This is a genomic window from Natronogracilivirga saccharolytica (genome assembly GCF_017921895.1).
GTDB lineage: Bacteria > Bacteroidota > Rhodothermia > Balneolales > Natronogracilivirgulaceae > Natronogracilivirga > Natronogracilivirga saccharolytica.
In genome coordinates, this window is the sequence record NZ_JAFIDN010000002.1 from 87,202 (window position 1) to 105,156 (window position 17,955).

The following is a 17,955-nucleotide window of genomic DNA, read 5'->3' on the forward strand; positions in this document are numbered from 1 at the left end:
ATGACCGGGCCGACGCCCGGACACACAGGCGTATGATTAAATACTGTCATGGCATTTCACTTCGTGACCTTCGGTTCATCTGACTGTATAAATCCAAAATTCTAAACTGATGAAAAGCAGTATGCTACACCCTCAATACGATGTCATTGTAGTTGGAGGAGGACATGCCGGTGCTGAAGCAGCGGCTGCTTCCGGAAGAATGGGGTGCAGCACATTGCTGATTTCTCTGAATCTGAATGCAATAGCACAAATGTCCTGCAATCCTGCGATAGGAGGCGTGGCCAAGGGTCAGCTTGTCAGAGAAATCGATGCCCTTGGAGGCATCATGGGTGCTGTTGCTGATTCTTCCGGTGTTCAGTTCAGGATGCTTAACAGAAGCAAAGGGCCCGCCATGTGGAGTCCGCGTGCCCAAAGTGACCGAATGCTCTATGCACAGCATATCAGAGAGAAACTTGAAGAAATACCAACCCTGCACATGAGACAGGACAGTGTTGTCGGGTTGCTGACTGATTCCGGCTCAGTAAATGGAGTGGTCACCCAAAGCGGACAACACATACCCGGCAAAGCTGTAATTCTGACCAACGGTACTTTTCTGAACGGCCTTATACATATTGGCGAAAAGAACTTTGGCGGAGGCCGTTCCGGAGAACGGGCTTCCGTTGGCATTACTGAAAATCTCGAGCAGCTTGGTTTTGAATCGGGCCGCCTTAAGACCGGCACCCCGCCGCGACTGGACGGCCGCACCATCGACTTCGAAAAACTTGAGATTCAATACGGGGATGATGAGCCCACGCCTTTTTCTTATCTGACAAAATCAATCCCTGACAAAGACAAGCAGTTGACTTGCTGGATTGCCTATACCACCCCTGCCGTTCATGAAGTTTTAAAAAGTGGTTTTGATCGCAGCCCCATGTTCAACGGACGCATCACCTCCACGGGCCCCAGGTACTGCCCCTCTATTGAAGACAAAATCAATCGTTTTGCTGAAAGGGACAGACATCAGCTTTTTGTTGAGCCGGAAGGCTGGAATACTTATGAAATATACCTTAACGGATTTTCTACCAGCCTTCCCGAGGATACACAGTACCAGGCGCTTCGAACCATCCCCGGATTTGAAGAAGTTGTTATGATCCGGCCCGGATATGCTATTGAATACGATTACTTTCCGCCCCACCAGATCAACAGAAGCATGGAAACCAAGCTGCTAAGCAGTCTTTATTTTGCCGGTCAAATAAACGGCACTACAGGATACGAAGAAGCGGCAAGTCAGGGTTTAATGGCCGGCATCAACGCAGCCAGAAAAATTCAGGGTAAGGAGGAGATTGTTCTCAAGCGATCAGAAGCCTATATCGGTGTACTGATTGATGATTTGGTAAACAAGGGTACGGAAGAACCCTACCGCATGTTCACTTCAAGAGCAGAACACCGCATTCTCTTACGGCAAGATAATGCTGATTTAAGACTCACTCCATTATCCCGTGATATAGGACTTGCCACTGAAACCCGTATAAATGATTTTGCAAGAAAGGAAACTGAAATCTCAAAGCTGAAAGAGTTTCTTTCTGATTACAGTGTCCGTCCTGAAAAATTCAATTTACTGCTTGAACACAAACAACAGGCTCCTTTAAAGCAGAGCCAAAAGCTGCCCAAGCTTATCACCAGGCCGCACCTTGGCCTTAATGAGCTTTTTGATCATGACCCCGAACTCACAGAGGGCGTTTTTTCTATTACTAAAAACCCACTGGTTATTGAACAGGTTGAAATACAGTTCAAGTATGAAGGCTATATCCAAAAAGAGCACGAGATGGTCCGTCAAATTTCTGAAAAAGAAAATATGTCCATTCCGGAATCTATTGATTACTCCAAAATTCAAAGCCTTTCCAGTGAAGGCCGCCAGAAACTGCAGAAAGTACTACCAGAAACCATTGGCCAGGCCGGACGAATTAGCGGTGTTTCAGCTAGTGACATTGCGGTCCTCATGGTATACCTTAACCACTAAGATGTTTCACGTGAAACATCTTTGACTCTTAAAGTGCCAGCGCAATGACCATTCCAAAAAGTCCCCCAGATTGTTCCATTGTTTCACGTGAAACAATGGAGGAGGCTCGTTCACTTATTGATGAAAACAGGGATATATTTTCCCGTTTACAAGATCTTTGGCTTTGGTGGAATAAGTCCGTGAATCTTTTTAGCAGGAAATGCGGCAATACTGAGTTGTATTACCATATCTGGCACAGTCTTCTGCTATCTTGCCATAACCCCTCCGGCTTTATAGATGATTCGAATATTATCGTTGATGCAGGAACAGGCGGGGGTTTGCCTGGTATACCCATGGCAGTTGCTTGTCCTGACAAACAATTCCTGCTCGTTGACAAGGTCAGGAAAAAGCAACGGGTTATAAAAGACATTTCAACGAAGCTTGGTCTCAGTAATATCACTGCTGTACATGATAAAATTGAGAATGTCCGTCCGAATAATAAATTCCGGGTTGTATCAAAGCATGCATTTGATGCAGCCGATTTGCTTAGCAGCCTGGGCATTGCTCCGGAATCAGTAATGATGCTGAAAGGAAAAGATGTGTTTGAAGAACTTGATAAAGTTGACGAAGAGCAGGTTTCAGCTATAAGAATCGATGAAATTGATGCTTCATTCGGATCTTTTTTTAAGGACAAGTATATTGTGACCTTTCAATTAATAATGCCACAATCCGCTCATGGGAAGTAATGAGAGGCGTTTGAAAATCATTTACATGCTGCAGTCCGGCAAGAGGATAACCGTTGATGTGCTTGCCGGGATGTTTGATGTCAGCCGCAGAACCATATTTCGTGACATGCGAATTATTCAGGACCTGGGGGTGCCGGTCACGCATGAAAGTGAAATGGGATATGGTGTGATGAGGGAGGCTACCATTCCGCCCATTATGTTTTCTTTCAGAGAATTGTCCGTAGTAATGATGGGTCTTTCATTCGTCGGTTCTCAGATAGATCCTGATATGGTAGAAGATGCAAAAAATGTCTCATTGAAAATTCGCAATGCCATCCCTCATTCCCTGCAGGAAAGAATGAACAGCCTTGAGTCAGGAACAATTGTTTCTCCATATATCCATAACATAGAAAAAAGAAAGAAAGGTGGTGACTGGTACCTGATATGTACATCTTTTGCTGAAAAACGGGCGGTTCGTTTCTTATACAGTGACAGAAAGGGGAAAACGAGCACCCGATTGATAGATCCCCACACTCTTATCCATTACACAGACCACTGGAATGTGATCGGTTTTTGTCACGACCGGAAAGCGCTCAGAAATTTTGTGCTGGACAGAATGACAGATGTAACACTCACTGATGAACCATTCATTTCAGATACGAACTATTCCAGGGACGAACTATTATATGGGAGATTGGAAAAGGAGTACACGGTTACAGTAGAGATCGCCCGCGAAAAAGCCTTTTCGTTTCTTTCTACCCTGCCCGGAAAAATCACGGAAAGAAAAGACCTTTCCCGTGTGATCAGGCTGTCATTCCTGATAGATAACCTGGACTACATAAACGAGTGGATGCTCGGATTCGGCCTGCATTTGCATATCATCTCTCCGGCTTCTCTTAAGAAAAAAAGAGCCGTACTGTTGGAAAAGATGCTTGGATCTGAGCTGCAGCCCCCGGCCGGTTAATCACGGCCGGCCGGAACACCACTATCGCTCATCAGAATCATCAAATCCCAGCTGACCCGTACCGGAATCACTATTTTCGTCATCCCCATTATTTCCGGAAATATTATTAGCATCAGCCGTACCCTTGGTAAGATCAACGTCCTCCTGGTCCCCCACCTTTTTTACGCTGTCTGTATCATCTTCACTGACAACACGGGTTATGCCGGATATGGTATCCTCACTGCCCAGTTTCATCATTCTGACTCCCTGGGTGTTTCTTCCCATAGACCGGATATCCTTGCTGTGCATTCTGATGATTTTTCCTTTTTCAGTAATAATCATTAAATCATCATTATCACTAACTTCCTTAAGAGCAATAAGGCTTCCGGTTTTCGGCGTAATTTTCAATGTAATGACTCCTTTCCCGCCGCGAGTCTGTTCTCTATAATCTTCTACAAGACTCCGTTTACCATAACCGTGCTCTGATAAGGCAAGAACGGAAGCATCTCTTGTATTTTTAATGACAACCATATCCACCACTTTATCATCTTTGCCTGTGAGGCTGATGCCTCTGACTCCGCGGGTATTTCTCCCCATCAGCCGGACATCCGTCTCTTTGAATCTGATAGCTCTGCCATTTTTTGCTCCAAGCAAAATGGTACTGTTGCCATCCGTCAGGCTCGCACTAAGGAGTCTGTCATCATCATCTACTTTAATAGCCATGATGCCATTTTTCCTGGGCCGGCTGTAGGCGTCCAGGCTGGTCTTTTTAACCACTCCCTTATCGGTTGCCATGATAATATTATGAGCCTGAGTATAATTTTCGTCGTCAAGGGTTTTGACAGGTACAAATGCCTGAACTTTGTCATCTTTCTCAATTTCGATGAGATTGACAATTGCCCGGCCCCTGCTCAGCCTTGATCCCTCGGGTATTTCATATACCTTGAGCCAGTAACACTTTCCGTTTTTGGTGAAAAAGAGTATGTAATTGTGGTTGGTTGCAACAAACAGGTGTTCGACGTACTCATCATCCTTGGTTGTTGCTCCTTTCATACCTGATCCGCCGCGTTTCTGTCTGCGATATCCGCTGACCGGCGTTCTCTTGATGAATCCGGTATTGGAAATGGTTACTACTACATCCTCATCGGCAATCATATCCTCGATGTTGAAATCATCTGCTGAGTGTATGATCTGTGTGCGGCGCTCATCACCATATTTCTTTTCGAGCTCATCCAGTTCTTCTACGATGATTTCTTTTTGTGCATCTCTGCTGGACAGAATTCTACGGTATTCACGGATCTGATCGAGAATCTCTTTGTATTCAAGGTCTATTTTGTCTCTTTCAAGTGCAGTCAGCTTCTGAAGTCTCATGTCGAGAATCGCCTTGGCCTGCAAATCCGAGAGACCGAACCTTCTCCGGAGCCGTTCATTGGCAACAGGTACATTCTTTGAAGAGCGAATCGTCTCAATAACCTCATCCAGATTATCAACACCAATTTTTAGTCCTTCAAGAATATGAGCCCGGGCTTCCGCCTGATCCATGTCGTACAGCGTACGGCGTATAATAACTTCTATGCGATGCTCAACGAAATGTTTTATTATATCCTTGAGCGTCAACACCTTAGGCCTGCCCTTGACCAGTGCGAGATTGTTAATGCCGAATGTGTGCTGCATTTGCGTGTACTTATACAGCTGATTAAGAACGACACTCGGCACGGCTCCGCGTTTAAGCATGATTACAATTCTCATGCCTTCACGATCCGATTCATCCCTTACATCAGTAATATCGGTGATTTTCTCAATCTGAACCAGGTAGGCGATCTTTTCAATCAGAGCCGCTTTATTTACCTGGTAGGGAATTTCGGTTACGACAATTTGTTCTCTGTTGCCGCGGAGCTCTTCTACAGATGCAAGCGCCCTCAGTACCACACGGCCCCTTCCTGTTTCGTACGCCTGTTTCACTCCGTCATAACCGTAAATAATACCTCCGGTAGGGAAGTCAGGAGCCGAAATATGCTTCATCAGTTCAGCAGTTTCAATCTCTGAATCCTGTATATAAGCCTTGATTCCGTTCACAACCTCCGTCATATTATGAGGCGGCATGTTGGTTGCCATCCCTACGGCTATACCCGACGCTCCGTTGATCAGAAGATTCGGAACTTTCGACGGCATGACAGATGGTTCTGTCAGGGTATCATCAAAGTTCGGCTGGAAATCTACGGTATTCTTGTTGATATCAGACAGGATCTCCTCAGACAGCCGCTCCATCCTCACTTCGGTATAGCGCATCGCTGCAGCAGAGTCACCATCAACCGATCCGAAATTTCCCTGTCCGTCTACAAGTGTGTAGCGCATCGAGAAATCCTGCGCCATTCTGACGATGGTATCGTAGACAGCGGAGTCGCCGTGCGGATGATACTTACCAAGAACTTCACCGACAATTCGCGCACTCTTTTTATATGCCCGATTGTGGAGCATTCCAAGCTCACTCATTCCATAGAGCGCTCTTCTGTGTACCGGCTTAAGTCCATCGCGGACATCAGGTAGTGCCCGTGCAACAATTACCGACATCGAATAATCGATGTAGGAGGACTTCATCTCATCTTCGAGATTGATTTTTATGATCTTGTCTGACATCTGTTGTGCGTTTTAGACTTTAAATATCAAGATTGGCGTACTTCGAATTTCTTTCAATGAAAGCTCGGCGCGGTTCTACCATATCCCCCATGAGTACGGTGAACAACTTGTCTGCAGCTGCGGCACTTTCAATTGTAACCTGCTGCAGGGTGCGGGTTTCCGGGTTCATTGTCGTCTCCCAGAGTTGTTCGGGATTCATTTCACCCAGTCCCTTGTATCTTGAAACATCAATTTTTCTTGTAGAGGATTTCATTTGCTTCAGGATTTTATCCCGGCTGTCATCATCCCATGCATACTCTATTTTGCTTCCCTGTGTGATTTTGTACAGAGGCGGGGTCGCGATGTAAACGTGACCTCCTTCAATCAGGGGTTGCATGTAGCGATAAATCAGCGTAAGCAAGAGTGTCCGAATGTGAGATCCGTCAACATCCGCATCCGTCATGATAATAATTTTGTGATATCTGAGATTGCTGATATCAAAATCTTCAATAAAACCGACACCAACCCCGAGCGCCGTAATCATTGCCCGGATTTCATTGTTTTCGAGGATTTTTCCAACTCTTGCCTTTTCTACATTCAGAATTTTACCTCTCAGGGGAAGTATCGCCTGAAAACTTCTGTTCCTTCCTGATTTGGCCGATCCACCGGCTGAATCACCCTCAACAATATATATTTCGCAATGAGCGGGATCGTTAATTGAGCAGTCCGCTAGTTTTCCGGGCAGGCCCATTCCCGCCATGGCGCTTTTTCTCTGAACCAGCTGCCTTGCTTTTCTTGCTGCCTCCCTTGCCTCGGCGGCCTTCATCACTTTCTCAATAACCGTTTTGGCAACTTTGGGATTGAGTTCCAGATATTCACTCAGCTTTTCATAGACAATAACTTCTACAATACTCTGGATTTCGGTGTTACCAAGCTTGGTTTTTGTCTGTCCCTCGAACTGAGGTTCGGGAACCTTGATGCTGATGACTGTTGTAAGGCCTTCGCGAAAATCTTCCCCGCTAATGGTCACTTTGCCCTTGATGAGACGGTTTTTTTCACCATAATTTTTCAGGGCCCGGGTAAGAGCACGCCGAAATCCGGAAATATGTGTACCACCTTCATGCGTATTGATGTTATTTACGTATGAGTGGACATTTTCCGAATATGAGTTGTTATACTGCATGGCTACTTCGACCGGGACATCATCACTTTCACCTGAAAAGTACATAGGTTCCGGTACCAGGGAGTCCCTGCCTTCGTCGAGATATTTAACAAAATCAATGATTCCACCTTCATAATGAAAAGTCTCTTTGAGCGGCTCTTCTTCCCTTTCATCCTCAAGTTCAATAGTAACTTCCGGATTAAGAAAGGCCAGTTCCCTCATTCTTTCTGATATGATATCAAATCGAAACTCATTTCCCTGTGTAAATATGGTTTCATCGGGATGAACGGTGATCCTGGTTCCGGTCACATCAGTAGTTCCGACCTTTTCAAGCGGCCTGGTTGTTTTGCCGTACTCAAATCCCATAACATGAACTTCACCATCCCGGTGAATTTCCACATCGAATTTCTTCGAGAGCGCATTAACACAGCTGACGCCAACCCCGTGAAGTCCGCCTGATACTTTATAAGAGTCCTTGTCGAATTTCCCGCCGGCATGAAGTTTAGTCAGAACGAGCTCTACAGCAGGTATGCCGAATTTCTTGTGCGTATCAACAGGAATGCCCCGGCCGTTGTCAACAATGGTAATTGAGTTGTCTTTGTTGATTTTGAGACCGATATAATCACAATAACCGCCTAATGCCTCGTCAATGGAGTTATCAACCACCTCATTAATAAGATGATGCAAGCCACGTTGTCCGGTATCACCAATGTACATGGAAGGGCGCTTTCTGACGGCCTCCAATCCTTCCAGTACCTGAATGTTAGACGCTTTGTATTCCGGTAATTTTTCTTGACTCATTGGGGAATTTGCTAATTTAAGTTTGCCTGGCCGGGAGGCGGGGATGGACCCCCTCCCGTTTTGCTTTACAGGATTCCAGAAAATAGGCCTTAATCGCAAGATTTCAAAACAGGCAAAGACATTTATCGTTTTTATATATAACGTAATACATAGGCAAAATTTCGCGCTCTCAGAAGAATGCCGGAAAGCCTGTTTTGTTTATTTATCACTGATAATTGTTTGTGATTTTTAGATAATAGAATTATATTTAGTGTCTGTCTACAAATTTCCACCTGAATGATAGTGAATCATGTCTTTGCGAGATGACATCTACGGTACAAGAGCCCTGAACGGCTACCGTTCTTCCAAGTCCAATAACAAGACCAAGCATCGCTTCAAGTTAAACTTGCAGAAGCGCCGGTTTTATATTCCTGAGGAAGACCGCTGGATTACATTGCGGGTAACCGCCAAAACGGTACGTACGATAAACCGTAAAGGTATTTCTGCCGTACTTAAGGAAGCCCGAGAGAAAGGCACTCTAAAACAAAATATTTAAACCGTTATGGCCAAGGCTAAAGGAAATCGCGTACAGGTTATTCTTGAATGTACGGAAGCACCAGGAACTTCACGGTATGTGACTACCAAGAATCGAAGAACGACAACAAACCGGCTTGAATTAAAGAAATTCAACGCCAAACTCAGAAAACACACTTTGCATAAAGAGATTAAATAAGGAACGTAATCATGGCCAAGAAACAGGTTTTCGGTGAACAGGTTTTGGCTGCAAAGGCAGCCCAGAGAAAAATGGCCAAAGTCATTGTTTCTAAAAAAACCTCCAAAGGAAAAATAGCTTTTCATGAATCAACCGTGGATCAGGAAAATGTAAAGGACTTCATTTCCAGACAAAAATCCTGACCATGTTGTTTTGAAGTTTATTAAAAGGTTGCACATGTACTTGTGTGACCTTTTTTTGTTTGGTCAATCTGCCTAATTTCCTTTGGCGGCAATTTCACCCGCCACAACAGGTTCATTGTTATTATCACATACTATGAGTGCCATATACGAAAAAATTCTCGCTGATTTAAAGGATGCAATGCGTAATAAAGACACGCAGAGGCTGCAGGTTTTACGTTCTCTGAAATCCAAGATTCTGGAACGTGAGATCAGTGAAAGAAAAGGCGGCGATGTTACCCTGTCGGATGAGCAGGTTCAGCAAGTCTTGATGAAATCCGCCAAACAGCGCAAAGAGTCAATATCCCAGTATAAGGATGCCGGAAGAACCGACCTTGCACAAACCGAAGAATATGAGCTTGGTATCATTGAAGCTTATTTGCCGGAAATGCTTTCGGAAGATGAAATAAGAGATATAGTAAAAAATGTCATTGACAAAATCGGGGCCAGTTCCAAATCTGACATGGGAAAGGTTATGGGCACACTTATGCCCCGGGTTAAAGGCAAGGCTGACGGTTCTGTTGTAAACAGAATTGTTCGGGAATTACTGGACTGAATATGAGCCTACTGGACGGCATAATTCTTATCATCCTGCTTGTCTTTGCATGGAAAGGCTTTCGCAATGGACTTGTAAAAGAAGTCTTCCGAATTGCCGGACTGGTACTTGCGGGCTTTGTTTCTTTTCAATATGCCGACCTCGTGTCTCAACTTTTAAAACCTTTTCTGGGTGTCCCTGATGAGTTCCTACCCTACATCGGGTTTGCGTTTCTTTTCATATTTGCCCTGCTGGCAGTGCATATAGCCATTTTTTTTATCGATTCACTGATTCAGCTCCTGCTGCTCAGCATACCAAACAAACTGCTTGGTTCCTTTTTCGGACTGTTAAAAAGCAGCCTGTTCATCAGCATACTGCTGATTTTTTTCTCCGGTTTTGGATTTCCTGATAACGGAATCAAACAGAACTCTCTTCTGTATAAGCCAATCCTGAAGGTAGCACCTGCATCTTATGATATTGTGGCGCGTGTATTGCCCGGAGTGAAACCCTACAAAGATTCTGTTGAACGTTACATATCCGTTCCTGACTAGACTACTTACCAGAACTTGTTTTTATAAATGACCATGCTTTCTGTAGAAAAACAACTCGAAATTATTGAAAGGGGGACCGTGGAAATTATCCCCCGGGATGAACTGACTGAAAAACTGGAAACTTCCGCAAAGACCGGCAATCCGCTGCGAATAAAGCTGGGGTGTGACCCAACCAGGCCCGATCTCCATCTGGGACATTCTGTCATTTTGAGAAAAATGAGACAGTTTCAGGATCTTGGACATCATGCTATTCTGATTATCGGTGATTTTACGGCAATGATCGGGGATCCCTCCGGAACCAACAAGACCCGTCCGGCACTGACCAGGGAAGAGGTTGTCGAAAACGGCAAGTCTTACTTTGAGCAGGCATCCCGGATACTGGATCCGGATAAAACGGAAATCGTTTACAACTCTGACTGGCTTTCACCGATGTCATTTGAAGATGTCATTCGCCTGGCATCGCATTATACCGTGGCAAGAATGATCGAACGGGACGATTTCACAAAACGATACCAAAACAACGACACGATTTCACTTCACGAATTTCTGTATCCGCTTGCCCAGGGTCAGGATTCAGTCCATCTGAAATCAGATGTTGAGCTTGGGGGTATTGATCAGAAATTTAATCTTCTTGTGGGGCGCCATCTTCAGAAGGAATTTGGCCAGTCTCAGCAAATTTGTCTGATGATGCCATTGCTTGTCGGAACTGACGGTACCCAAAAAATGTCAAAGTCGTACGACAATTATATCGGTATAGACGAGAAGCCTGAGGATATGTACGGCAAGGCTTTGTCCATTCCTGACTCCCTGATTTATCCCTACTTTGAACTGGTAACCGATGTTCCGCACGACCAGCTTCCGGAGTATAAATATAAAGCAGAGAAGGATCCGAGAAACACAAAACATGAACTTGCCTGGATTATTACCAGAATGTACCATGGTGAGGACAGGGCGAATCAGGCAAAAGAGCATTTTGAAAAAACCGTTATCAAGAAGGATGTCCCTGACGATATTCCGGAGTTCTCTTTTGATTCGGATAGATCCCACCGCCTGATTGATATCATTAAAACTGCGGGATTCTCACCCAGCAACAGCGAAGCCAGAAGACTTGTCTCACAGGGGGGCGTATCTCTTGACGGTGAGAAGGTTACCAATCCAAACCACGAGCTTCAGCTATCAAATGATGATGAAGTCATTCTGAAGGTTGGCAAGAGAAAGTACGGTTTGATCAAAGGTTCCTGACGCTGCAGAAGCTGCTTATTTCCTGGCGATATAAATGCACATGGGCGGAATATTCCTGTACTCCATCTCCGTAGTGACTTTTGGGAAATGCTGCTTCAGATAGGGCTTAAGATGCCCTGAAGTCTGATAGCCAAGAAAAGCACCGCCCTTTTTAAGTATAGTGGAAGACTGCTCCAGTATATCATGCTTTACATCGTCGTCAAGAAATGAAAAAGGGATTCCTGATACGATGTAGTCCACTTCCTGCCAGTCAAGATGTGAGGCAATCTCCCCCGCTTTCTCAGCACTTTCCATGAACACCTTCAATCTGATATCATCGAGTTTATTAAGAGCATTTACAAAGTCACCATTTGTTTCAATTGCAGCCACTTCGGAATCATCTGTCATTTTTTCAAGAAAGAACCTTGTATATACTCCATCTGCAGGACCAAACTCCAGTATCCTTATCTTCTCCCGAAAGTCGATATACTGACTCAGTTTCTGAACCGTAAATCTGGATGAAGGCGTAATGGATGCGACTTTTGGATCTTTTAAAAAATTTTTGATATATGAAAGCGTGCTCATTCTCGGCTGACCGGTTCGTTACATAAACATTATCTTTATTGAAGGTACTAAGAAAATGAAAAAAAGGAATACCGGATGGCAAACATGATTATCCGTCCAAATTTTTTTCAACCTGTGCTATCTGGTCCCTGATTCTTGCAGCTTCTTCAAATTCCATATTCTTTGCCGCAGTACGCATAGATTCCTTCAAATGAGTTATAAACTTGTCTTTATCTTCAAAGACAACCTCTTTCATAGCCGGAGCCGGTTTGTAGTGAATACCGTCATCAGCCACTTTTATTTGCTCCAGAAACTCTGTCTGCTGTTCATCCTCTTCCATTTCAAAAGATTTTGCACCAATAAGCGCGGGATCTACAAGGGGTTTCAGGTCTTTGGCAACAGTGGCCGGCACAATGCCGTTTTCTTCATTGTACTTCTTCTGGATCTCCCTCCTCCTCTGTGTTTCATCAATAACTTTCTTCATACTATCCGTGACCTTGTCAGCATACATAATCACCCTGCCGTCAACATTTCGGGCAGCCCGTCCCGAAATCTGAAAAAGCGATGTTTCTGATCTAAGAAAGCCCTCTTTGTCGGCATCCAAAATGGCCACAAGTCCAAGTTCAGGTATATCGATTCCCTCCCTGAGCAGATTGATTCCCACCAGAACGTCATAATCTCCCCGCCGGTAACGGTACAGCACCTCAACCCGTTCAAGCGCATCAAGTTCACTGTGCATGTAAGCAGCTTTTATTCCCAGATCTTTTAAATACTGCGAAAGTTCTTCACTCATTCTCTTTGTAAGAGTCAGGCACAGCACCCTTTGTTTTTTGTCCACAGCTTTTTGCACCTCTCCGACAATATCATCTATTTGATATTTAAGCGGCCGGACTTCGATTTCCGGTTCCATCAGTCCCGTTGGTCTGATAATCTGTTCCACGTAGGTGCCCTGGCTTTTTTCCAACTCATAATCTGATGGGGTCGCACTGACAAAAATGCACTGATTAACCATCGACTCCCATTCCTCAAAGGTCAGCGGACGATTATCAAGTGCCGAGGGCAAGCGGAATCCGTGTTCAACAAGATTGACTTTTCTGGAGCGGTCTCCCCCGTACATGGCTCCTATCTGAGGCACAGTTTGATGTGATTCATCCACAAACAGCAGAAAGTCTTCCGGAAAATAATCGAACAGGCAGTATGGTCGCTCATCTGGTTTGCGGCCGGCGAGATAACGGGAATAGTTTTCAATGCCGGGACAAAACCCGATCTCCTGCATCATTTCGATATCAAACATGGTGCGTTGTTCCAGACGCTGGGCTTCGATATACTTTTCTTCCGCTCGAAGAATGTCCAGTCTGATTTCAAGCTCATCCCTGATTTGATCGATGGCTTGTTTAAGCCTTGCTTTGGTCGTGACATAGTGGGATGCCGGATAAATAAAAAACTGATCAACTTCCTCCAGAAGCTCGCCGGTTTCGGGGTCGAACAGGGTCAGTGACTCTATCTCATCTCCCCAGAATGAAATACGAAGCGCATGTTCTGAGTAGGCAGGAAACAGATCCACGACATCGCCACGCACCCTGAACCTTGCTCTTTCAAACTGATGATCATTGCGGCTGTAGTGAAGCTCAACCAGGTCATACAACAGCTTGTTTCTGGGAATTTCATTTCCCGTCTTCAGGTTGATAATAAGCTTTTCATATTCGCTGGGTGATCCGATTCCGTATATGCAGCTGACAGATGAGACAATAATAACATCGCGCCTGCCGGACAAAAGCGAACTGGTAGCACGGAGGCGGAGTCGCTGAATTTCATCATTTATAGATAAATCCTTTTCAATGTACTTATCCTGGGATGCAATATAGGCTTCAGGCTGATAGTAGTCGTAGTAGGAGATAAAAAATTCAACGCAGTTATCCGGGAAAAAGTCACTGAGCTCGCGGTATAGCTGGGCTGCCAGGGTTTTGTTGTGGCTCATCACCAGTGTCGGCTTGCCCGTACTTTCAATAACCGAAGCCATCGTTCTGGTTTTTCCGGAACCGGTTATCCCCAGAAGCGTTTGAAACTTCTCGTTCTCGTTTATACCATCAACCAGTTCGGCTATTGCCTGGGGCTGATCGCCTGCAGGTTTAAAAGGGGAAGCAAGTTTGAAATCAGACATTCGTTCTATTTGTATTTAATAAATGATTACATTTAACAGCCGCGTCCGGTTAATAGTATAGACCACAATAACGACAGATCATTACATCTATTTAGCACCAGCAATTAATAAACGCAAAGAAGGCCGTATCCATACAAATGAGTGAAAAACAAAAAAGTCTCGAATCGTTTCGCAACCGCATCGATGAAATTGACGACCACATCCTCAAGTTGCTGCAGGAGAGAAATGAAACCGTAAAAAAGGTAATTGATACAAAAATTGAAAATAATCTTCCCATTTTTGTAGCTGACAGAGAGGAGGAAAAAATCGCTGCTTTCAGAAACAAAGCGGCAAAGCTTGGACTGGATGTTGACTGGGCGGAAGATTTTCTCAGAATGATTATGAGCTCGTCCAGAGCCTACCAGTCCGGCAACAATTTTCCTGTTACCCGTGCCGGCAAAAAAAGTATTCTGCTGGTCGGTGGCCGCGGCGGTATGGGCCGGTTGTATGCCAATATAGCCGAAGCGACCGGACACGAAGTCCGCATTCTGGATCGGGATGACTGGGATCAAGCTGAGGAGTTAACCCGGAATCTGGATTTGGTGATTATTACGGTGCCCATCAAGATCACCGAAGAAACCATTGCCCGTATCGGTCCCTTTCTTTCAGAGGAAACCATACTTGCTGATTTTACCAGCAATAAATCCCACGTCATTGATGCCATGCTTCATGCACACAGCGGCCCGGTCGTTGCTCTTCACCCCATGCACGGCCCTGATGTCATGAATGTATCAAAGCAGCTTATGATGGTTTGTCACGGCAGGGGTGAAAGTGAATATGAGTGGCTGATCGAACAGTTCAAATTGTGGGGGTTGCGCATCAAGTATGTTGATCCGGAGCAGCATGACCGTGCCATGCATCTCATTCAGGGCCTGCGCCACTTTGTTGCGCTGCTGCACGGATCCTTCATGAAAGAATTTGAATTAAAACCGGAAGACATGGCTGACTTTTCCAGCCCGATATATCGGGCAGAACTGATGATGACCGGTCGGATTTTCGCCCAGGATGCCGAACTCTATGCCGATATTGTGTTCTCCAATTTTGAACGAAGGACGCTTTTGATTGAGTTTCTGGAACACCATCACTTATTGGCAGATCTCGTTAAAAACAACGACCGGGATGGCTTTATCAGGGAGTTCAGGCAGATTTCTGAATTCTTCGGCAACTTTGCTGACCAGGCGCTTGAGGAAAGCAGCTACATGATCAACAGGCTGGCAGACCGTTTCGGTTAATCCGGATTTTTATAATTTTACTCCGTGCCGATGTTGCATTTTCAGTACCTCTGTTTTTTTAAATACGGAAAAAGGTAGTGAGTGCTTAATAGCAGCGCATTCCGGCACTTTGAAATATGCATCAACCTTTAGATGCGCTGATATTTCAACCCATTAACCCATGAGATTCCCATGACAAAGTAAAAAAACCGACACCCGGCAAATAAATAGAACTGTCATGCTCTCAGATCCGTCATAACAAATCCAAAACTTGAAACAGATGAATTTTCTACAAAACAGTATTTCAGATATTCGATTGTCCGTTTTCCTGCTGAGCCTGATTCTTGTGGCTTCAGCCGTAACGAAGTCAACAGCTTCCGGTTATGATGATAAGAAGCCGATTACAGCAGAAGATCTTTGGAATTTAAAGCGAGTTACTACCGGCGACGCCTCACCAAATGGCGACCAAATCATTTATCAGGTGACCGGATATGATATCGAAACCAATGAGTCCAGCACGAATTTATATGTCCGAAGCCTTGAGAACGGAAAGGAAAAGCAATTTACCAGCCAGAATGCGGACCGGCAGCCCGCCTGGAGCCCTGACGGCACACAGATCGCATTTGTTTCCGGCAGAGATGACGGGCCGGCACAGCTGTACCTGATTCCTGCAGACGGCGGTGAGGCCATTAAAAAAACAGATCTCCCCGTAGCTGTTTCCGCTCCGAAATGGTTTCCCGACGGAAAACATATCGCGTTTTCTGCCAATGTCCTTCCGGGATATGATGGAGACTTTGAAAAACTCGAGGAAATGATCAAAGAGCAGGACGATTCCAAGGTCAGTGCTAAAGTGACAGAAAACCGGATCTACAGACACTGGGATCGATGGCTGACGGACGGACGCTACCCGCGGATTTTCAAACTCAATACAGAGACAGGTGAAATTACTGATCTGATGCCGGGTTCAAAGCGATATTTTGCCATGATGGGATCACCGCAATACGACATCTCACCCGATGGCAGTGAAATTGCCGTATCTGCAAACAGCAATCCGCCGCCCTACGAGTATCTGAATTATGACATTTTTCTCGTTCCGACCGACGGCAGCGGCGAACTGGAAAACATCACCGAGCACAATCCGGCCAACGATGTTAGTCCGGTATACAGTCCGGACGGCAACACTCTGCTTTACGGCAAACAACGCCGCACTGATTTTTATGCCGATCGCACCCGGCTGGTATTCTATGACCGGAGTACCGGAGACCGGGAAGTAATTGAAAAAGTAGTGCATGAGGGCATTGATCTTTCCCCTTCCAACTTCATCTGGTCCAAAGACAACCGGGAGATCCACTTTACTGCTCAGGACCGTGGAAAAACGTCCCTTTTCTCCTATGAAATAAGAAATGACCGGGTCCGGGAGATTTACCGCGGTGGTACAAACACCGGAGCCATCCTGACGGGAGATCAGCTCGTATTTGTACACCGGTCCCTGAAACAGGCGCCCGAGCTCTTCCGCATTCAAACAAACGGACGTCGCCTTTCACAGCTCACGACACTGAATGATTCCATCATGGATAATATCGCGCTTGGCCGGGTGGAAAATGTTACTTACAAAGGTGCCAACGACGAAGATATCCAGATGTATGTGGTGTATCCGCCGGATTTTGACGAAGACAAAGAATGGCCTCTGCTCGTACAGATCCACGGCGGTCCGCACGGAATTTTTGGTGATGACTTTCATTTCAGGTGGAATGCCCAGCTTTTTGCATCGCCGGGATATGTCGTTGCCATGCCCAACTTCCACGGTTCAAGCAGTTTTGGCCAGGAGTTTACGGAATCCATTCACGGAGCACATTCCGAACTGCCCTACCGGGACATCATGAAAGCAACGGATTATCTGGAGGAAAGAGATTACATTGACCCTGAGCGAACCGCAGCGGCCGGAGGCAGCTATGGCGGATATATGGTAAGCTGGATTGCAGGGCACACCGATCGCTATCAGGCGCTTATAAATCACGCCGGGGTCTACAATATCATGACCCAGTTTGCGGCAGATGTGACTTATCACCGAAAGGCTGCTTACAGCGGATCACCCTGGGAGGACCCCGACAGCATGCAGCAATGGAATCCCGCTCTGTATGCTGAAAATTTTGAAACACCGATGCTTATTCTTCACGGGGAGCTGGACTACCGCGTCCCGCTGACCCATGCACTTGAAGTTTACGGGGTATACAAAGGCATGGGACTTGATGCGCGCCTGGTCTACTATCCTGATGAAAATCACTGGATTCTGTCTCCGCAGAATTCAATCCACTGGTTTGGGGAATTCCACAGCTGGTTAGAACGTTATCTTGGTGCAGGACCTGATAAAACGGATTAAATATAAAATATATACCAATGCGTAAAATATTGTTAATTATCACATAAAATGCTGACGTGATGTACAATATTTTGCCATCGTAGTTGTTATAGAAACCATACCATACCCTCCCCTCAAAAGCTCGTCCTTGACCGGACG

The 17,955-nt window shown here is 45.4% G+C and carries 15 protein-coding genes; 11 read left to right on the forward strand and 4 right to left on the reverse strand.

Annotation, left to right across the window (positions count from 1 at the left end; genetic code table 11):
* The first annotated feature begins 109 nt into the window (after positions 1-109).
* Genes mnmG through NATSA_RS02710 form a run of 3 tightly spaced genes read left to right on the forward strand, consistent with a single transcriptional unit; the run spans position 110 to position 3,667 of the window.
* Positions 110-1,999, forward strand: a complete 1,890-nt coding sequence (gene mnmG / locus NATSA_RS02700; RefSeq protein WP_246481643.1) for a tRNA uridine-5-carboxymethylaminomethyl(34) synthesis enzyme MnmG — start codon at positions 110-112, stop codon at positions 1,997-1,999.
* Positions 2,000-2,043: 44 nt separating this feature from the next.
* Positions 2,044-2,724, forward strand: a complete 681-nt coding sequence (locus tag NATSA_RS02705) for a 16S rRNA (guanine(527)-N(7))-methyltransferase RsmG (protein ID WP_210510188.1) — start codon at positions 2,044-2,046, stop codon at positions 2,722-2,724.
* Between the two features lie 10 nt (positions 2,725-2,734).
* Positions 2,735-3,667, forward strand: a complete 933-nt coding sequence (locus tag NATSA_RS02710) for a helix-turn-helix transcriptional regulator (RefSeq protein WP_210510190.1) — start codon at positions 2,735-2,737, stop codon at positions 3,665-3,667.
* Between the two features lie 21 nt (positions 3,668-3,688).
* Here the strand turns inward: NATSA_RS02710 and gyrA are convergent, their stop codons facing one another.
* Together gyrA and gyrB are read right to left on the reverse strand one after the other, a co-directional pair.
* Entirely contained in the window at positions 3,689-6,283 is a 2,595-nt protein-coding gene (gyrA, locus tag NATSA_RS02715) for a DNA gyrase subunit A (protein WP_210510191.1), read from the reverse strand.
* A 19-nt stretch (positions 6,284-6,302) separates the two neighbouring features.
* Positions 6,303-8,225 (reverse strand): DNA topoisomerase (ATP-hydrolyzing) subunit B, encoded by a 1,923-nt coding sequence (gene gyrB / locus NATSA_RS02720; RefSeq protein ID WP_210510193.1) that lies wholly within the window; start codon positions 8,223-8,225, stop codon positions 6,303-6,305.
* Positions 8,226-8,514: 289 nt separating this feature from the next.
* Between gyrB and rpmB the strand changes: the two genes are divergently transcribed.
* The 6 genes from rpmB to tyrS all read left to right on the forward strand — a co-directional run bounded on the left by rpmB (position 8,515) and on the right by tyrS (position 11,483).
* Positions 8,515-8,760 carry a 50S ribosomal protein L28 gene (gene rpmB / locus NATSA_RS02725; protein WP_210510195.1) on the forward strand — a complete coding sequence of 82 codons (246 nt, stop codon included), beginning with the start codon at positions 8,515-8,517 and terminating at the stop codon, positions 8,758-8,760.
* 6 nt (positions 8,761-8,766) lie between these two features.
* Positions 8,767-8,937, forward strand: coding sequence for a 50S ribosomal protein L33 (gene rpmG / locus NATSA_RS02730; protein ID WP_210510197.1), 171 nt, complete (start codon positions 8,767-8,769; stop codon positions 8,935-8,937).
* 11 nt (positions 8,938-8,948) lie between these two features.
* Positions 8,949-9,119 (forward strand): DUF4295 domain-containing protein, encoded by a 171-nt coding sequence (locus tag NATSA_RS02735; protein ID WP_210510199.1) that lies wholly within the window; start codon positions 8,949-8,951, stop codon positions 9,117-9,119.
* Between the two features lie 133 nt (positions 9,120-9,252).
* Positions 9,253-9,711 carry a GatB/YqeY domain-containing protein gene (locus NATSA_RS02740; RefSeq protein WP_210510201.1) on the forward strand — a complete coding sequence of 153 codons (459 nt, stop codon included), beginning with the start codon at positions 9,253-9,255 and terminating at the stop codon, positions 9,709-9,711.
* Positions 9,712-9,713: 2 nt separating this feature from the next.
* A complete protein-coding gene (locus tag NATSA_RS02745) occupies positions 9,714-10,241 on the forward strand; it encodes a CvpA family protein (RefSeq protein ID WP_210510203.1) in 528 nt (175 codons plus the stop codon).
* A gap of 27 nt (positions 10,242-10,268) precedes the next feature.
* Positions 10,269-11,483 carry a tyrosine--tRNA ligase gene (tyrS, locus tag NATSA_RS02750; RefSeq protein ID WP_210510205.1) on the forward strand — a complete coding sequence of 405 codons (1,215 nt, stop codon included), beginning with the start codon at positions 10,269-10,271 and terminating at the stop codon, positions 11,481-11,483.
* A gap of 15 nt (positions 11,484-11,498) precedes the next feature.
* On the opposite strand, the gene NATSA_RS02755 is transcribed toward tyrS, so the two are convergent.
* The gene (locus tag NATSA_RS02755; protein ID WP_210510207.1) at positions 11,499-12,047 is read right to left on the reverse strand and encodes a class I SAM-dependent methyltransferase; all 549 of its coding nucleotides are present in this window, start codon (positions 12,045-12,047) and stop codon (positions 11,499-11,501) included.
* A gap of 88 nt (positions 12,048-12,135) precedes the next feature.
* Positions 12,136-14,187 carry an excinuclease ABC subunit UvrB gene (gene uvrB / locus NATSA_RS02760; protein WP_246481649.1) on the reverse strand — a complete coding sequence of 684 codons (2,052 nt, stop codon included), beginning with the start codon at positions 14,185-14,187 and terminating at the stop codon, positions 12,136-12,138.
* Positions 14,188-14,324: 137 nt separating this feature from the next.
* Here uvrB and tyrA point away from each other — a divergent pair, with 137 nt between their 5' ends.
* Positions 14,325-15,458, forward strand: coding sequence for a bifunctional chorismate mutase/prephenate dehydrogenase (gene tyrA, locus NATSA_RS02765; protein ID WP_210510209.1), 1,134 nt, complete (start codon positions 14,325-14,327; stop codon positions 15,456-15,458).
* Between the two features lie 259 nt (positions 15,459-15,717).
* Positions 15,718-17,817 (forward strand): S9 family peptidase, encoded by a 2,100-nt coding sequence (locus tag NATSA_RS02770; RefSeq protein WP_210510211.1) that lies wholly within the window; start codon positions 15,718-15,720, stop codon positions 17,815-17,817.
* The last annotated feature ends 138 nt before the right edge of the window (positions 17,818-17,955 follow it).